Annotated in this window: 15 protein-coding genes and 1 riboswitch; of the genes, 9 read left to right on the top strand and 6 right to left on the bottom strand. The window is 43.9% G+C overall.

Going from position 1 to position 15,212, the window contains the following annotated elements; translation table 11 throughout:
• Positions 1 to 35: 35 nt before the first annotated feature.
• Both serS and OCV56_RS05405 read left to right on the top strand, forming a co-directional pair.
• Positions 36 to 1,343, top strand: a complete 1,308-nt coding sequence (serS, locus tag OCV56_RS05400; protein ID WP_019822476.1) for a serine--tRNA ligase — start codon at positions 36 to 38, stop codon at positions 1,341 to 1,343.
• Between the two features lie 220 nt (positions 1,344 to 1,563).
• The gene (locus OCV56_RS05405; RefSeq protein ID WP_086712184.1) at positions 1,564 to 1,830 is read left to right on the top strand and encodes a DksA/TraR family C4-type zinc finger protein; all 267 of its coding nucleotides are present in this window, start codon (positions 1,564 to 1,566) and stop codon (positions 1,828 to 1,830) included.
• A 104-nt stretch (positions 1,831 to 1,934) separates the two neighbouring features.
• On the opposite strand, the gene bioA is transcribed toward OCV56_RS05405, so the two are convergent.
• Entirely contained in the window at positions 1,935 to 3,212 is a 1,278-nt protein-coding gene (gene bioA / locus OCV56_RS05410) for an adenosylmethionine--8-amino-7-oxononanoate transaminase (protein WP_086712183.1), read from the bottom strand.
• Positions 3,213 to 3,372: 160 nt separating this feature from the next.
• Here bioA and bioB point away from each other — a divergent pair, with 160 nt between their 5' ends.
• From bioB to bioD, 4 genes are read left to right on the top strand one after another with little or no spacing between them, the layout of a single operon-like run.
• Entirely contained in the window at positions 3,373 to 4,425 is a 1,053-nt protein-coding gene (gene bioB, locus OCV56_RS05415) for a biotin synthase BioB (RefSeq protein WP_086712182.1), read from the top strand.
• Positions 4,412 to 5,623 carry an 8-amino-7-oxononanoate synthase gene (bioF, locus tag OCV56_RS05420; RefSeq protein WP_086712181.1) on the top strand — a complete coding sequence of 404 codons (1,212 nt, stop codon included), beginning with the start codon at positions 4,412 to 4,414 and terminating at the stop codon, positions 5,621 to 5,623. The genes bioB and bioF overlap by 14 nt, the downstream gene beginning before the upstream one ends.
• On the top strand, positions 5,624 to 6,427 hold the full coding sequence (gene bioC, locus OCV56_RS05425; protein ID WP_086712180.1) for a malonyl-ACP O-methyltransferase BioC: 804 nt from the start codon (positions 5,624 to 5,626) through the stop codon (positions 6,425 to 6,427).
• Positions 6,424 to 7,107 (top strand): dethiobiotin synthase, encoded by a 684-nt coding sequence (gene bioD / locus OCV56_RS05430; RefSeq protein WP_086712179.1) that lies wholly within the window; start codon positions 6,424 to 6,426, stop codon positions 7,105 to 7,107. Before bioC ends, bioD begins: the two co-directional genes overlap by 4 nt.
• Before the next feature lie 112 nt (positions 7,108 to 7,219).
• Here bioD and OCV56_RS05435 read toward each other — a convergent pair whose 3' ends face one another.
• Complete coding sequence (locus OCV56_RS05435) at positions 7,220 to 7,387, bottom strand: hypothetical protein (protein WP_086712178.1); 168 nt, start codon at positions 7,385 to 7,387, stop codon at positions 7,220 to 7,222.
• A gap of 277 nt (positions 7,388 to 7,664) precedes the next feature.
• Between OCV56_RS05435 and htpX the strand changes: the two genes are divergently transcribed.
• Entirely contained in the window at positions 7,665 to 8,528 is an 864-nt protein-coding gene (gene htpX / locus OCV56_RS05440; protein ID WP_060982833.1) for a protease HtpX, read from the top strand.
• Between the two features lie 266 nt (positions 8,529 to 8,794).
• On the opposite strand, the gene purB is transcribed toward htpX, so the two are convergent.
• From purB to mnmA, 3 genes are all read right to left on the bottom strand, one after another.
• On the bottom strand, positions 8,795 to 10,165 hold the full coding sequence (gene purB, locus OCV56_RS05445) for an adenylosuccinate lyase (protein ID WP_019822492.1): 1,371 nt from the start codon (positions 10,163 to 10,165) through the stop codon (positions 8,795 to 8,797).
• A 143-nt stretch (positions 10,166 to 10,308) separates the two neighbouring features.
• Positions 10,309 to 10,926 carry a high frequency lysogenization protein HflD gene (gene hflD, locus OCV56_RS05450; protein ID WP_009848813.1) on the bottom strand — a complete coding sequence of 206 codons (618 nt, stop codon included), beginning with the start codon at positions 10,924 to 10,926 and terminating at the stop codon, positions 10,309 to 10,311.
• Between the two features lie 43 nt (positions 10,927 to 10,969).
• Positions 10,970 to 12,106 carry a tRNA 2-thiouridine(34) synthase MnmA gene (gene mnmA, locus OCV56_RS05455; protein ID WP_048609389.1) on the bottom strand — a complete coding sequence of 379 codons (1,137 nt, stop codon included), beginning with the start codon at positions 12,104 to 12,106 and terminating at the stop codon, positions 10,970 to 10,972.
• 204 nt (positions 12,107 to 12,310) lie between these two features.
• Between mnmA and OCV56_RS05460 the strand changes: the two genes are divergently transcribed.
• Both OCV56_RS05460 and OCV56_RS05465 read left to right on the top strand, forming a co-directional pair.
• Positions 12,311 to 12,580, top strand: a complete 270-nt coding sequence (locus OCV56_RS05460) for a hypothetical protein (protein ID WP_010439986.1) — start codon at positions 12,311 to 12,313, stop codon at positions 12,578 to 12,580.
• A 102-nt stretch (positions 12,581 to 12,682) separates the two neighbouring features.
• A complete protein-coding gene (locus OCV56_RS05465) occupies positions 12,683 to 13,987 on the top strand; it encodes an inosine/guanosine kinase (protein ID WP_017065317.1) in 1,305 nt (434 codons plus the stop codon).
• 188 nt (positions 13,988 to 14,175) lie between these two features.
• Here OCV56_RS05465 and OCV56_RS05470 read toward each other — a convergent pair whose 3' ends face one another.
• Positions 14,176 to 14,586: an H-NS family histone-like protein gene (locus OCV56_RS05470; RefSeq protein WP_017060262.1), complete on the bottom strand. Its 411-nt coding sequence runs from the start codon at positions 14,584 to 14,586 to the stop codon at positions 14,176 to 14,178.
• Positions 14,587 to 14,950: 364 nt separating this feature from the next.
• Positions 14,951 to 15,128: riboswitch (Lysine riboswitch) on the top strand.
• The last annotated feature ends 84 nt before the right edge of the window (positions 15,129 to 15,212 follow it).

Genomic DNA, 15,212 nt, shown 5'->3' on the forward strand with positions numbered 1-15,212 from the left:
CTGAATATTCAAATAACTAAAGCATAGGATTAGCAATGCTGGATTCTAAATTACTTCGAGCTGAGCTGGATGAAACAGCGGCAAAATTAGCACGTCGAGGCTTCGCCCTTGATGTAGAGACAATTCGTGAACTTGAAGAAAAACGTAAGTCCCTTCAGATGAAAACTGAAGAGCTGCAAGCGTTACGTAACTCTCGATCGAAGTCCATTGGTCAAGCGAAAGCAAAAGGCGACCATGAAGAAGCTGAGCGTATCCTTGCAGAAGTAGGCAACTTAGGCGCAGAACTAGACCAAGCTAAAGTAGCATTGGCTGACCTTCAATCTGAGCTTGAAACGATCACAATGTCTATTCCTAACCTTCCTGACGCAGAAGTGCCAGATGGTAAAGATGAAGACGATAACGTAGAAGTTTCTCGTTGGGGTCAACCTAAGACTTACGACTTCGAAGTAAAAGATCACGTTGACCTAGGCGAAATGTCTGGCGGTCTTGATTTTGCTAGCGCAGTTAAAATCTCTGGCTCTCGTTTCATCGTGATGAAAGGCAAATTTGCACGTCTACACCGTGCTATTGCTCAGTTCATGTTGGATCTTCACACTGATGAGCACGGCTACACAGAAATGTACGTACCGTACCTAGTGAACCACGATAGCCTTTACGGTACTGGTCAACTTCCTAAGTTTGGTGAAGACTTGTTCCACACAAGCCCGCTAACTGAGCAAGTAAGTGACGTACCTCTTAAGACTCTATCGCTTATCCCAACTGCAGAAGTACCGGTAACGAACATGGTTCGTGACACGATCACTGATGAAGCTGAACTGCCACTTAAGATGACAGCTCACACACCATGTTTCCGTTCTGAAGCAGGTTCTTACGGTCGTGACACTCGTGGTCTTATCCGTATGCACCAATTCGACAAAGTTGAACTAGTACAAATCACCAAACCAGAAGACTCTATGGCAGCTCTTGAAGAGCTAACAGGTCACGCTGAGAAAGTACTTCAACTTCTAGAGCTTCCTTACCGTAAAGTGATTCTATGTACTGGCGACATGGGCTTCGGTTCTGCGAAAACTTACGACTTAGAAGTATGGGTTCCAGCACAAGAGACTTACCGTGAGATCTCTTCTTGTTCAAACATGTGGGATTTCCAAGCGCGTCGTATGCAAGCTCGTTTCCGTCGTAAAGGTGAGAAGAAACCTGAGCTTGTGCACACACTAAACGGTTCTGGTCTAGCTGTTGGTCGTACTATGGTTGCTATCCTAGAGAACAACCAAGAAGCTGATGGTCGTATTGCGATTCCAGCAGTACTTCAACCATACATGGGCGGCGTAACGCACATCGGTTAAGTAGACTGATTCGGCATTAGATTGCTAATAAAACCCAGCTAGCAGGCTGGGTTTTTTATTGCCTATAGAATAGGGCAATAGTGTGAGATAAATAACTTTGTTACCTGTGCGTAATAGTGTTTTCTTAGTTTTGATGATTATTGCAAATTAATAATGTGGTTATAATATGCTCTTACCGCGGTAGGTATAGATTTTCTCGTTCAAATACTGAGGAGGGCTTATGGCCGTAGGATGGGCTGGTGACGATAGTGTGAGCCAGCAAATTCAAAATACCATTGATGATGAGATCTCTCGAGTAAGAGGTAACATTCGAGGTGGAGAGAGCTTACATTATTGCGATGAATGTGGTGGTGAGATACCAGAACAAAGACGACTTGCGATAAAAGGCGTACGTTTCTGTGTTGAATGCCAATCAATGTTAGAGCATGCAGCACATCGACATTCATTGTTTAATCGTCGAGCAAGTAAAGATAGCCAATTACGTTAAATTGTTAACTATCACCGAAAATAGAGTAAGGCCTTACTTTCACGTAAGGCCTTTTAATTATGAGATTCACCAACAAAGGAAGATAAGAGTAAACTCCGTTAGTTTTACTTAAAGCAGTTATTATCCTGTAATGCACTTTCAATGGCTGAAACAAGCTGCTCGATATGTTCTGGCTTACTAATAAAGGGAGGCATCATATAAATCAATTTACCAAATGGGCGAATCCAAACACCTTGTTCAACAAAGTGAGCTTGGATGGTTTCCATATCGACTGGTGTGTGTGTCTCAACAACGCCAATCGCTCCTAGCCAGCGTACGTCTTTAACCAGCTCATACTCTCGCAGAGGCGGCAGTAATTCAGAAAACAGCTGTTCAATCTGTTGAGTCTGATTTTGCCAATGGCCTTGCTCTATGATGGATAAACTTGCCGCACCGACTGCACAAGCCAATGGGTTACCCATAAAGGTTGGCCCGTGCATAAAACAGCCCGCTTCACCGCCACATACCGTGTCAGCAACTTCTTTGCTCGCAAGCGTAGCTGAAAGCGTCATGTAACCACCAGTCAGAGCTTTGCCGACACACAAAATATCTGGCTGAATATCTGCATGTTCGCAGGCAAACAGTTTACCTGTGCGGCCAAATCCTGTCGCAATCTCATCCAAAATCAGCAATACGTTGAATTCATCGCACAGTAAGCGTACTTGTTTCAGAAATTCAGGGTGGTATATACGCATGCCGCCAGCGCCTTGAACGATCGGCTCTAAGATCACGGCTGCGACTTCTTGATGATGTGCTGCTAGTTTTTCTCGAAAGCTGTCTATGTCCTTAGAGTCCCATTGATCCCAAAAACCTGTTTTCGGTGAATCTGCAAAAATGTGTTCCGGCAGAAAGCCTTTGTAGAGGCTGTGCATCGAATTATCTGGGTCGGTAACCGACATGGCGGCAAAGGTATCACCGTGGTAACCATCTCGCAGCGTTAGGAATTTAGAGCGAGGTTGTCCTTTGGCATGCCAGTATTGCAGAGCCATTTTAAGGCTTACTTCTACGGCGACTGAGCCCGAATCGGCCAAGAAGACATGTTCAAGATTGCTGGGTGCTAGATTGAGAAGCTTTTTGCATAAATCGATGGCAGGTTGGTGGGTGATACCACCAAACATAACGTGTGAAACCTTATCGATTTGGTTATGAGCAGCGGCGTTCAGTTCTGGATGATTGTAGCCGTGAATGGTTGACCACCAAGACGACATGCCATCAATAATTCGTTTTCCGCCTTCTAATTCTAAGTAAACGCCGTCTGCATTGGTGACTGGGTAGCAGGTCAGAGGTGTTAACGTTGATGTGTAGGGATGCCAGATATGCTGGCGATCAAAGGCGAGATCCATAGTAACTCCCATTCTTAATGTGATTAAAAAATAATCAAATGTAAACTTTTGATATTATCAATGTGTTGACAGTCTAAAGCTTGTCGGTAGACTAGCCAAGCATAAATGCAAACTCTAGACACAGAGTTGTAACATCAAAAAAATAAAAAAGGATCGACACGTGGAAGTTCGTCATGACTGGACAGTTGCTGAAGTAACAGCGCTGCTTGAAAAACCGTTTATGGATTTAATGTTTGAAGCTCAAGTCGTTCATAGACAGTACCAAGAGCACAACCACGTGCAGGTGAGTACGCTTTTATCGATAAAGACAGGTGCTTGCCCTGAAGATTGTAAGTACTGCCCTCAAAGTGCTCACTACCGAACGGATGTCGACAAAGAACGCTTAATGGAAGTTGAGCGTGTTTTGGATGCGGCGAAAAAAGCTAAGAATGCGGGATCAACTCGCTTCTGTATGGGCGCGGCATGGAAAAACCCGAAAGAACGCGATATGCCTCACCTAACTGACATGATCAAAGGTGTGAAAGGCATGGGTCTAGAAACCTGTATGACACTGGGCATGTTAACACCGGATCAAGCAGGTGAGCTAGCAGACGCAGGTTTGGACTACTACAACCATAACCTTGATACGTCTCCAGAGTTCTACGGCAGCATTATTACCACTCGTACTTACCAAGATCGTTTAGATACATTATCTCACGTGCGCGATGCCGGAATGAAGATCTGTTCTGGTGGCATCATCGGTATGGGCGAAAGCACCAATGACCGCGCAGGTCTTCTTGTAGAGCTCGCAAACCTTCCAGTACATCCTGAGAGTGTACCAATCAACATGCTTGTAAAAGTGAAAGGCACACCGATGGAAAACGTCGACGATGTTGAGTCTTTCGACTTCATTAAGTTGATTGCGATTGCTCGTATCATGATGCCAATGTCTGCGGTTCGTCTATCTGCAGGTCGTGAGAATATGAACGAACAGATGCAGGCGATGTGCTTCATGGCAGGCGCAAACTCAATTTTCTACGGTTGTAAGCTATTGACGACACCGAATCCAGATGAAGACACGGATATGCAGCTGTTTAAGAAGCTGGGTATCAACAGTCAAGAAGTGGCTCAAAAGCCAGATGAAATTCAAGAAAACGAACTGTTAGATCAAGTGGTGGAGCGCGTTGCAGCTCGTCCAACTAAAGACGACATGTTCTACGATGCCACTGTTTAAAGCTCGCATTAAAGAAGCCCTTGTTCATCGCCGTGAGCAAGGGTTAACACGTCAACTCAAGGTGCTCGAAAACAGCAATGGACCTTTGCTGAATAGCGAAGGTTCTAGTTTCATCAATTTTTCGAGTAATGATTATTTAGGCTTGGCGAACGATCCTGATCTGGTCGATGCATGGCAAACTGGGCTTTCCCAATACGGGGCTGGAAGTGCGGCATCGCCATTGGTTACAGGCTTTAGTCCTGCTCATCGAAACTTAGAGGCTCAGCTGTGTGAGTGGCTCGGTTTCGAACGTGCGATTCTGTTTAGTTCTGGTTTCAGTGCTAATCAAGCCTTGTTGTTTTCTCTGCTCGAAAAAGACGATTCACTATTGCAAGACAAACTTAACCACGCCTCTTTGATGGAAGCGGGGATGCTATGTCCTGCAACAATGAAACGTTTTAAACATAACGACACGCAACATCTCGAGTCGCTACTAAGTCGTTCTCTACAATCCTTGGTTGTGACGGAAGGCGTGTTCAGTATGGATGGCGACCAAGCTCCCCTTAATCAAATATCTAACTTGACCAATCAATACGACAGTTGGCTAGCCGTTGATGATGCCCACGGTATTGGTGTATTGGGTGATAAAGGGGCTGGGAGCTGCAGCATTTCGCAAATAACACCTGATATTTTGGTCGTGACTTTCGGTAAAGCATTTGGCCTTTCTGGTGCTGCGGTTTTGTGTTCGTCAGAGGTGGGTGATTACTTAACTCAGTTTGCTCGTCATCATGTTTATTCGACGGCGATACCACCTTCGCAGGCGGTGGCTTTGTCCCACGCTTGCCAGATGATTCAAATGCAGGATTGGCGTCGTGAGAAGCTAACCGAGTTAGGGGCCATCTATGCAGAGCAGATGAGCGGCATCCAAGGTTTTATTGATACTCAGACTCCGATTAAGCCGTTTGTGATCGGTGAAGCTCAGGCTGCGCTCTCCGTTGCAGAAGAATTAAAGCGCAACCAAATTTGGGTCACTGCAATTAGGCCACCAACGGTTCCGACCGGGACAGCTCGTCTACGTATTACGTTAACCGCCAATCACACTCAAAAGCAGATTCTTCAGTTAACTGGTTCGTTACGTCAAGCAGTGGAAAGAAGTGTTGAATCAAGCTTTGAATCCAATCGCGAAATTAACATCGAAACAAATAATGAGGCTCAGTAAATGTCACAAGAAGCAGTCGTGCATAATTACGTAGGCCAAGATAAGAGTGCGATTGCCGAAGCCTTCGGCAAAGCAGCAACAACCTATGACACACACGCAGAGTTTCAGCGCGATGTTGGTCACCGATTACTGGATAAGTTACCAACTGATCTCTCAGGTTTAAAGGTACTCGATTTAGGTTGCGGTACGGGGTATTTCTCCGAACAGATAGTGAAGCGTGGTGCTGAGGTAGTGTGCGCTGATCTTTCTGTTGGAATGTTAAAAGCGGCGGAACAACGCTGCGGAGCATCGGTCTTTTTATATCAACAAGCTGACGCTGAACAATTACCGTTTGAAGATGGATGTTTTGACATCGTTTTTTCAAGCTTAGCGTTGCAATGGTGTGATGATTTATCGTCGCCTTTAAAAGAGATGAAGCGCGTTACAGCGAGTGGTGGACGTGTAATTTTCTCAACTTTGCTTGATGGGTCACTGTTTGAACTGGAAAAGTCATGGTCCAAAATTGACACACATCAACACGTTAACCATTTTATTACAATCAATCAGGTAAAAATTGCGTTAGCGCAATCTAGCTGTACTGCTCATCAACTAGACTTGCCCACCATCACCGTTTGGTACGACACTGCGTTTGAACTGATGCGCGACCTTAAAGGCATTGGCGCTAATCACGTAAGTGGTCGCTCACAAGGTTTAACAAGTCGCCGTATGTTGCAACTTGTTGAACGGGAATATCGAGAGTTCAAAAACCATAAAGGTTTCTTACCAGCAACATATCAAGTTTGTTTAGGGGTTATTCAATTATGATTGATGCATTATTCATTGCAGGTACGGATACCGAAGTGGGAAAAACTGTGGTTTCAAAAGCGATTCTTCAAGCTTTGGCCGCACAAGATTTATCAACAATTGGCTACAAGCCAGTTGCTGCAGGGTGTGAACAATACTCTGAAGGGTTGCGTAACAGTGATGCTTTACATCTTCAAGAAGCGGCGACGCAAGATATTGCTTACGAAGACGTTAACCCGTACGCGTTGCTACTGCCTTCATCACCTCACATCGCTGCCAAGCATGACGGTGTAGTGATTGATGACGCAGTATTATCTGCAAAGCTAGAACAGCATAAGCAAAACTCTGACATCGTTTTAGTTGAAGGTGCGGGTGGTTGGCGTGTACCGGTTTCAGACGACGAATACTTGTCTAGCTGGGTTAAAAAAGAACAGCTTCCAGTTGTATTGACGGTTGGTATTAAGCTTGGTTGTTTGAGTCACGCTCTGTTAACAGCAGAAGCGATTCGTGCAGATGGTTTAAACCTAGTAGGTTGGGTAGCAAATCGTATCAACCCTGGTACTGAGCACTACGCAGATATTATTGCGATGCTTGAAGATAAGCTAGGTGCGCCAAAGTTAGGTGAAATTCCTTACGTACCAAAAGCGAAGTCTAAGAACATTGGTAAATACATTGATGTGCAGCCTTTACTTGCACTTTAATTATCAGTTTTCTACTAAATAAGAAAAGGGCTGCGATTGCAGCCCTTTTGCTATTTTAAGCCTTTAGACCTTAAGTTAATAAACAATCGGTCTTTTAATAGCAAGCGTGGGATTAATGTTCTTTAGTCAGTCCCATTAGCGCTTGTTGTGTCTCTGTGATTTTTGCCTGTGCCGTTTGCGGTGTTTGGATTCCAATCTGCTTTTTCGCTTCTTCTTCTGTAATCCCTAGGTGACAGCACAGTAAATCGATAGCCATTTGAGTGTTAGTACCTTCAACCATGATCTTTCCCTTTTTGTACATGGACTAGCCAATAAATCATCTGAAGTCACTGTAAACGGATTGTTATATCGACACCATACGACTTAGGTCTAATAGACTAGGTTTAATTCGGATATGGTCTCGTAATCAAATGTTGCAATTTAATGCTTAACCTTGTTTTCTTAATCTAAGACTATATGTATAAGTAAGTATAAGTCTTCAAGGTTGGAATCTATTGCTGTCTGCCTTGTCTATAACAATAAGTTTTATAAAAACAGCTTTCATGCGGAGATAAGTAATGAAGCGAGTAATGTTGTTCCTTGCAACCAACCTAGCGGTTGTATTGGTACTAAGTGTTGTTCTTAATATTGTATACGCAGTCACAGGTATGCAACCCGGTAGCCTCTCTGGCTTATTGGTGATGGCTGCGGTATTTGGTTTCGGCGGCTCATTCATTTCATTAATGATGTCAAAGAAAATGGCGCTACGTTCTGTAGGCGGCATGGTCATTGAAAGCCCGCGTAACGAAACAGAACACTGGTTGATGGAGACGGTAAGCCGTCAATCTCAACAAGTGGGTATTGGTATGCCAACAGTGGCGATCTACGATTCACCTGACATCAACGCATTTGCGACAGGTGCAAAGCGCGATGATTCATTAGTAGCTGTATCGACAGGCTTACTGCACAACATGACACGTGACGAAGCTGAAGCGGTGTTAGCTCATGAAGTTAGCCACATCGCAAATGGCGACATGGTGACAATGACCTTAATGCAAGGTGTTGTGAACACGTTCGTTATCTTCCTATCTCGTTTCATTGCCAACATCGTGGCGTCGAATGACAACGAGGAAGAAGGTGGCAGCAACATGATGGTGTACTTCGGTGTGTCTATGGTGTTGGAACTGGTCTTCGGTTTCCTAGCAAGCTTCATTACGATGTGGTACAGCCGTCATCGTGAATTCCATGCCGATGCAGGTGCTGCACATTTGGTAGGTAAAGAGAAGATGATTGCTGCGCTAGAGCGTCTAAAGGTGAGCCACGAGCCACAACTAGAAGGTTCTATGATGGCGTTTGGTATCAACGGTAAGAAGTCTCTTACAGAGCTTCTAATGAGCCATCCGCCGCTAGATAAACGTATTGCGTCTCTACGTAACATGTAATTTCTAACACAAGCTGCTATCGTTAAGCGGCAATATGTATTCTAAAGGCTTCCTTCGGGAGGCCTTTTTTGTACTTGCTGCTTAAGAAAAGGAACGGGTGTTTGTTTAATACGACTTACAGTACTTGAATGGGAGAGGCTAGTTGGATATGCCAGGTTTGATTGACGGCTGTTGCTTTACTTAGGGCACTGCTGTTCGAGATATTTGTTCTACGCAACAAAAAGGCTTCCACATGGGAAGCCTTCGTATATTCGTTTGTTCGAATCTTACAGTTTGTCAGTCAGCTCGATTGCTTGACCAATGTAGTTCGCTGGTGTCATCTCTTTCAGGCGAACTTTCTCGTCTGCAGGGATTTCAAGACCGTCGATGAATGCACGCATGCCTTCGCCATCTACACGCTTACCGCGAGTTAGCTCTTTTAGCTTCTCGTATGGCTTCTCGATACCGTAGCGACGCATCACTGTTTGTACTGGTTCAGCTAGTACTTCCCAGTTCTTGTCTAGTTCAGCAAGTAGCGCTTCACGGTTAACTTCTAGCTTGCTAATACCTTTCAGAGTTGAAGTGTATGCAATGATTGCGTAGCCAACACCAACACCTAGGTTACGAAGAACCGTAGAGTCAGTTAGGTCACGTTGCCAGCGAGAAACTGGAAGCTTTTGTGCAAGGTGGCTAAATACTGCGTTAGCTAGGCCAAGGTTGCCTTCAGAGTTTTCGAAGTCAATTGGGTTTACTTTATGCGGCATTGTAGAAGAACCGATTTCGCCAGCAATAGTCTTCTGCTTGAAGTGACCAAGAGCGATGTAGCCCCAAACGTCACGGTCGAAGTCTAGAAGAATTGTATTGAAACGAGCAACAGCGTCGAATAGCTCAGCGATGTAATCGTGAGGTTCGATTTGAGTTGTGTACGGGTTCCAAGTTACGCCAAGAGATTCAGTGATGAACTCTTCGCTGAATTGGTGCCATTCAACTTCAGGGTATGCAGAAAGGTGAGCGTTGTAGTTACCTACAGCGCCGTTGATTTTCGCTAGGATCTCAACGCTTTCGATTTGCTTGAATTGACGTTCCATACGGTACGCAACGTTCGCCATCTCTTTACCCATAGTCGAAGGAGAAGCTGGCTGACCGTGTGTACGAGAAAGAAGAGGAATATCACGGTACTCGTTCGCAAGTGCTTTGATAGCATCGATTACGTTACGAATTTCTGGAAGAATCACTGTGTCACGAGCTTCTTTAAGCATAAGCGCGTGAGAGGTGTTGTTGATGTCTTCAGAAGTACATGCAAAGTGAATGAATTCGTTAACTGCGTGAAGCTCAGGAACGCCCGCAACTTTCTCTTTCAAGAAGTACTCAACCGCTTTTACGTCGTGGTTTGTCGTGCGCTCGATCTCTTTGATACGCAGAGCGTCTTCTTCGCTGAAGTTAGCGGCTAGTTCATCAAGAAACTGGTTAGCTTCTGCACTGAACGCTGGTACTTCTTTGATTGCATCAGTTGCTGCAAGCTTTTGTAACCAACGAATTTCAACGATAGAGCGGTACTTTAGTAGTCCAAACTCACTAAAGATGCTGCGTAATGCAATAGTCTTACTTCCGTAACGGCCGTCTACTGGTGAAACAGCAGTCAATGCTGACAGTTCCATGGTGTTCTCCTGAATTGAGTTTTCTAAATTTTGAGAGGTTTATACCAGTAACAATCTCAATTGTCACGCACATTGCGCAATCGTTTGCGTGAGAGTTGTGTTGGTACAAAAAACAAGCTCGCGACGAGGCGCGAGCTAATAAATTACATTCGAGCTAGCAGGATTTGAGCCTGCTCGATCATCTTCTTGCGACCGAAGATAAGGTGGCGGCGTTTACCACCAACCTGGCGCCAAAGAACAGCGCTTCGAATTCCTGACAGAAGGAGTGCACGAACTTTGTGCTGGCTCGATGTCTGTTGAAGTACCGCTGGTGTGCCAGATACCTGAATACGTGGACCAATAGGGCTCACAACATCAAGGTAGATGCTCGCTAGGTTGCTGATCATTTGCTCGTCAAACAGATCAAAGTGTTCAGTTTGGCGTTCTGCAGTTTGAATGCGATCGCCAAGCTGAGACATTGAGTCGTTACGAGAAGATAGCTTACGCTCAAGAGCCATCAAGCTGATGATGTAGCGAGTAATATCGCTACCAGCTGGAGTACTATCGATACCTTTTACTAAGCACTCAAGACCTAGCTTTAGGTTCGCTTCACGTCCAAATACGCCCACAGTGTTCGCCGGGTTGGTATTTAAAATAGCACTGAGTGAAGCTTCGAAGGCATCTTTATCACAATGGCCGTCTTTCGCTACTTGTTGAACCAAAGCCACAGCTTGGCAAATTCCGGCGAAAGCAATCGTACGGTCATAAAGTGTATTAGCCACGTAGTAACTCCTAGTTGTCTTCTATCGTTTGTTGTTCGTTCGATTAGATGCGCTTTTCGATGATACCGCCACCAAGACAAACGTCGTCTAGGTAGAACACTGCCGATTGACCTGGGGTCACAGCAATCTGTGGTTCATCAAAAATAACCTTAATGTTCTCATCATCAATTGGGATGATTGTACAAGGAATATCGGTTTGACGGTAACGTGTTTTTACCGTGCATGTCATAACTTCAGTAATTGGAGTGCGATTTACCCAGTGAAGCTGAGACGCGATCAAACCTTCTGATTTTAGAAGAGGGTGGTCTTTACCTTGTACTGCGATCAGAACATTACGCTTGAGATCTTTTTCACCAACAAACCATGGCTCTTCGTTACCGCCGCCACCTTTAGTGCCGCCAATATGAAGGCCTTTACGCTGACCTAGCGTGTGGTACATCAAACCTTGGTGTTGACCAATAACTTGGCCTTCAGGTGTTTCGATGTTACCCGGTTGTGCCGGTAGGTATTTGCCTAGGAACTCAGTGAACTTACGCTCGCCGATAAAGCAGATGCCTGTTGAATCTTTCTTCTTCGCTGTGATCAAGTCTTGCTCTTCAGCAATACGTCGCACTTCTGGCTTCTCTAATTCACCGACAGGGAATAGGCTGCGTGCCACTTGATCTGAGCTTAGCGTGTATAGGAAATAGCTTTGGTCTTTGTTGCTGTCTAGACCGCGTAGCATTTCTGGTTTTACGCCAGCGTCTAGCTCTTCTTGAGTTGGGAAAGTACGACGAACGTAGTGACCCATCGCAATGTAGTCTGCGTCTAGCACTTCATCCGCAAACTCTAAGAATGCTTTGAATTTGATTTCTTTGTTACAAAGGATATCTGGGTTAGGCGTACGGCCTGCTTTGTACTCTTCAAGGAAGTATTCGAATACGTTGTCCCAGTATTCTGCAGCAAAGTTGATAGTGTGAAGGTGGATACCTAGTTTGTCACATACCGCTTGAGCATCAGCAAGGTCTTCAGCTGCCGTGCAGTATTCTTCGTTATCGTCTTCTTCCCAGTTTTTCATGAAAAGGCCTTCTACCTGATAGCCTTGTTGCTGAAGAAGATACGCCGATACTGACGAATCTACACCGCCGGACATACCGACAATTACTTTCTTTTCGCTGTTTCCAGAGCTGATATCTGACATGTCTAAACACCGTTACTATTACTTGGTCGCAGATTCTAACAGAAAGAGAAACGCCGTGACAGATCCGAGACCGGAATCACAGTTTCATTTGCACAAATAGTGCGCTGACTTTGTTAGAGAATCGCATGAGAGCGAGGTGAGTCGCTAGGATGTCAGAAGTATATGTGGCATAGTCGCTCGAAATCCAAGACCTGAGATAAAAAAATGTCTGAACAAAATGAATTTATGCAAGAAGAAGAGCTGATTGAGATTATCGAGAACCAGCTTGAAGATGGCGAGCCAGTGAAAGTGAAAGAGACGTTGATGCGTTTAATGATGACTGGTACTCCTCGTGAAGAGGCAATTGCGGCTATGGCATGTGCATTGGCAATTGAAGTATTTGACGTTATGAAAAACGGCGCGGAGTTTAATCAGAAACGTTACGCAGAGCATTTGGGCATGCTGCCTGATTTAAGCTTTATGGAAGGCGAATAAAAAAAACCTTCAGCAAACGTTTGCTATAGTTTGAAAGATTGCCGCGTTAAATATAGCGCGGTAGAATCCGCCACCTATTTCCCCTTGACTTAGACTAGCCCTATGAAATTCCCTGGACAACGTAAATCAAAGCACTACTTTCCGGTTCACGCTCGTGATCCTCTAGTGAGCCAAGCTCAAAGCAGTAAAAGAATGTCACGCACTCATATTATCGGTATTGACCAAACATTGGTGGATATTGAAGCAAAGGTGAGTTCTGAACTTATTGAGAAGTATGGTTTGAGCAAGGGACATTCACTGGTTATTGGTGACGCAGCCGCTGAATCTTTATATCAAGAATTAAAAGAACAGTGCCTGATTACTAATGAATACGCTGGTGGCACAATTGGTAACACATTACACAACTATTCAGTGCTAGCGGATGACCGTTCTACTCTACTGGGTGTCATGAGCCAAGATATTAAGATTGGTAGCTACGGTTACCGCTATTTATGTAATACATCAAGCAGAATGGATCTGAACCATTTACAAGGGGTAGATGGTGCAATCGGTCGCTGTTTTGCATTAATTACAGAAGACGGTGAACGTACTTTCGCAATTAGCGAAGGACAAATGAACCAATTAAAACCAGAAAGCATTCCTGAAAAAATCTTCAAAAGTGCTTCTGCTTTAGTTTTAACGGCTTATTTAGTTCGTTGTAAACCAGGTGACCCTATGCCTGAAGCAACAATGAAAGCGATCGAGTACGCGAAGAAATACGATGTGCCAGTAGTTCTTACATTGGGTACTAAGTTCGTTATTCAAGATGATCCAGAATTCTGGAAAGATTTCCTTGAGCAACACGTAACGGTTGTTGCAATGAATGAAGACGAAGCTGAAGCATTAACGGGTGAAAGCGATCCACTGGCTGCATCAGATAAAGCGTTAGAGTGGGTAGATCTTGTTCTATGCACTGCGGGACCTGTTGGTCTATTTATGGCTGGCTATACGGAAGATGCAGCTAAGCGTGAAACGTCACTGCCTTTACTTCCAGGTTCAATTGCTGAGTTCAACCGTTTTGAATTTAGCCGCCCTGCGCATAAAGATTTATGTGAAAACCCAACTAAGGTGTATTCACACATTGCGCCTTACATGGGTGGTCCAGAAAAGATCAAAAACACCAATGGTGCGGGTGATGCTGCTTTATCGGCTTTATTGCATGATATGGCTGCTAATAAGTACCACAAAGAAAATGTGCCAAACTCAAGTAAGCACCAACATTCATTTTTGACGTACTCCTCTTTCTCACAAGTTTGTAAATATTCAAACCGTGCAAGTTACGAAGTGTTAGTTCAGCACTCCCCACGTTTATCACGTGGTCTTCCAGAAAGAGAAGATAGTTTAGAAGAAGCGTACTGGGAAAGATAAGGTACTTTCTTTAATCAGTGCAACTATCAGTTGGTTTCTAATACTGATAGTACAAATATAAAAAAGGCTCCGAAAGGAGCCTTTTTTGTTTCTGAATATATTTAATTCGTAAATAATACTTTGGTCGACTTAAATATTAATTCTATTGCTTAGCGTGTAATTGATTACTCACTAAGTAAGCTAAATGTTTAGATAGCAAACTCTTCTAGAGATTTACCAGCATCTAGCTGTTCTTGGATAGCTGAAGGTGTACGACCTTGACCTGTCCAAGTCTTCTCGTCACCGTTTGCGTCTACATATTTGTATTTCGCTGGGCGAGGAGCGCGTTTCGCTTTTGTTGTTTTAGATTTTGCTTCACCAGAAAGTGCAGCAATAAGATCGGCAACATCAATTCCGTCTTTTGCAATTTGTTCAGCAATAGCAGAAAGTTTAGCTTCTTGCTCGGCTTTAGCAGCACGTTCTTCAGCTTCAGACTCTTGACGCTCTTGTACAACAATAGTCAGCTTGTCTAGTGCTTCTTCAAGTTGCTCAAGAGTTAATTCACGTGAGAACGCACGAAGGCTGCGGATATTTAATAGAGTTTTTGTTAATTCAGACATGATATTTTCCATCAAGGTAAACTAAATAATCTTCCTAATAATAAACAGAGCCTAGGAATAAAACAAATAGTATTTCTTCTATTACATCTTTAAATATAAAAGTGAGATGAATAGTTGAAAATCCAGAGCTGTATTTCTATTGAATTTATAATAATTATTAAGATTATCTTAAAAATTGATATGTGACTGGTGGAGTAGTGAACTTATGTAGACTATTCTCTTATTGATTAGTTCATTAACAAAAAGCTATTTTTCTCGGAATGATATGTTGCATTGTTGCTCTTGATGAGTACAATTGCGGCTACCTGATGCGAAGCTTTGGTTAATCTGTTGTTAAACTCTGGTTTGCACGGTTAATAGTGTTATCGCACGTAGAGGTGCAATTATAAAAAGTAACTTCCGTTGGGGTGATGCCAATGAACGGGAATGAAAGGTGTAATTGCCGAAGTAAATTGTATATCTAAGCAATTTGCTGGGGTTGTGCTCAATAGGTACAACACTGCCATAGTCTTAATTTTAAACTATGGAGCGCTACTGTAGGGTTGGGTGAAGTGTTCACTTCCCTTTCGCTTAGTTCAACATGAGCTTGGTCAGCCGTATCAAGTTTGTCTGCAGTAGATCTCTAG

Source organism: Vibrio gigantis, from assembly GCF_024347515.1.
GTDB classification, from domain to species: Bacteria; Pseudomonadota; Gammaproteobacteria; order Enterobacterales; family Vibrionaceae; genus Vibrio; species Vibrio gigantis.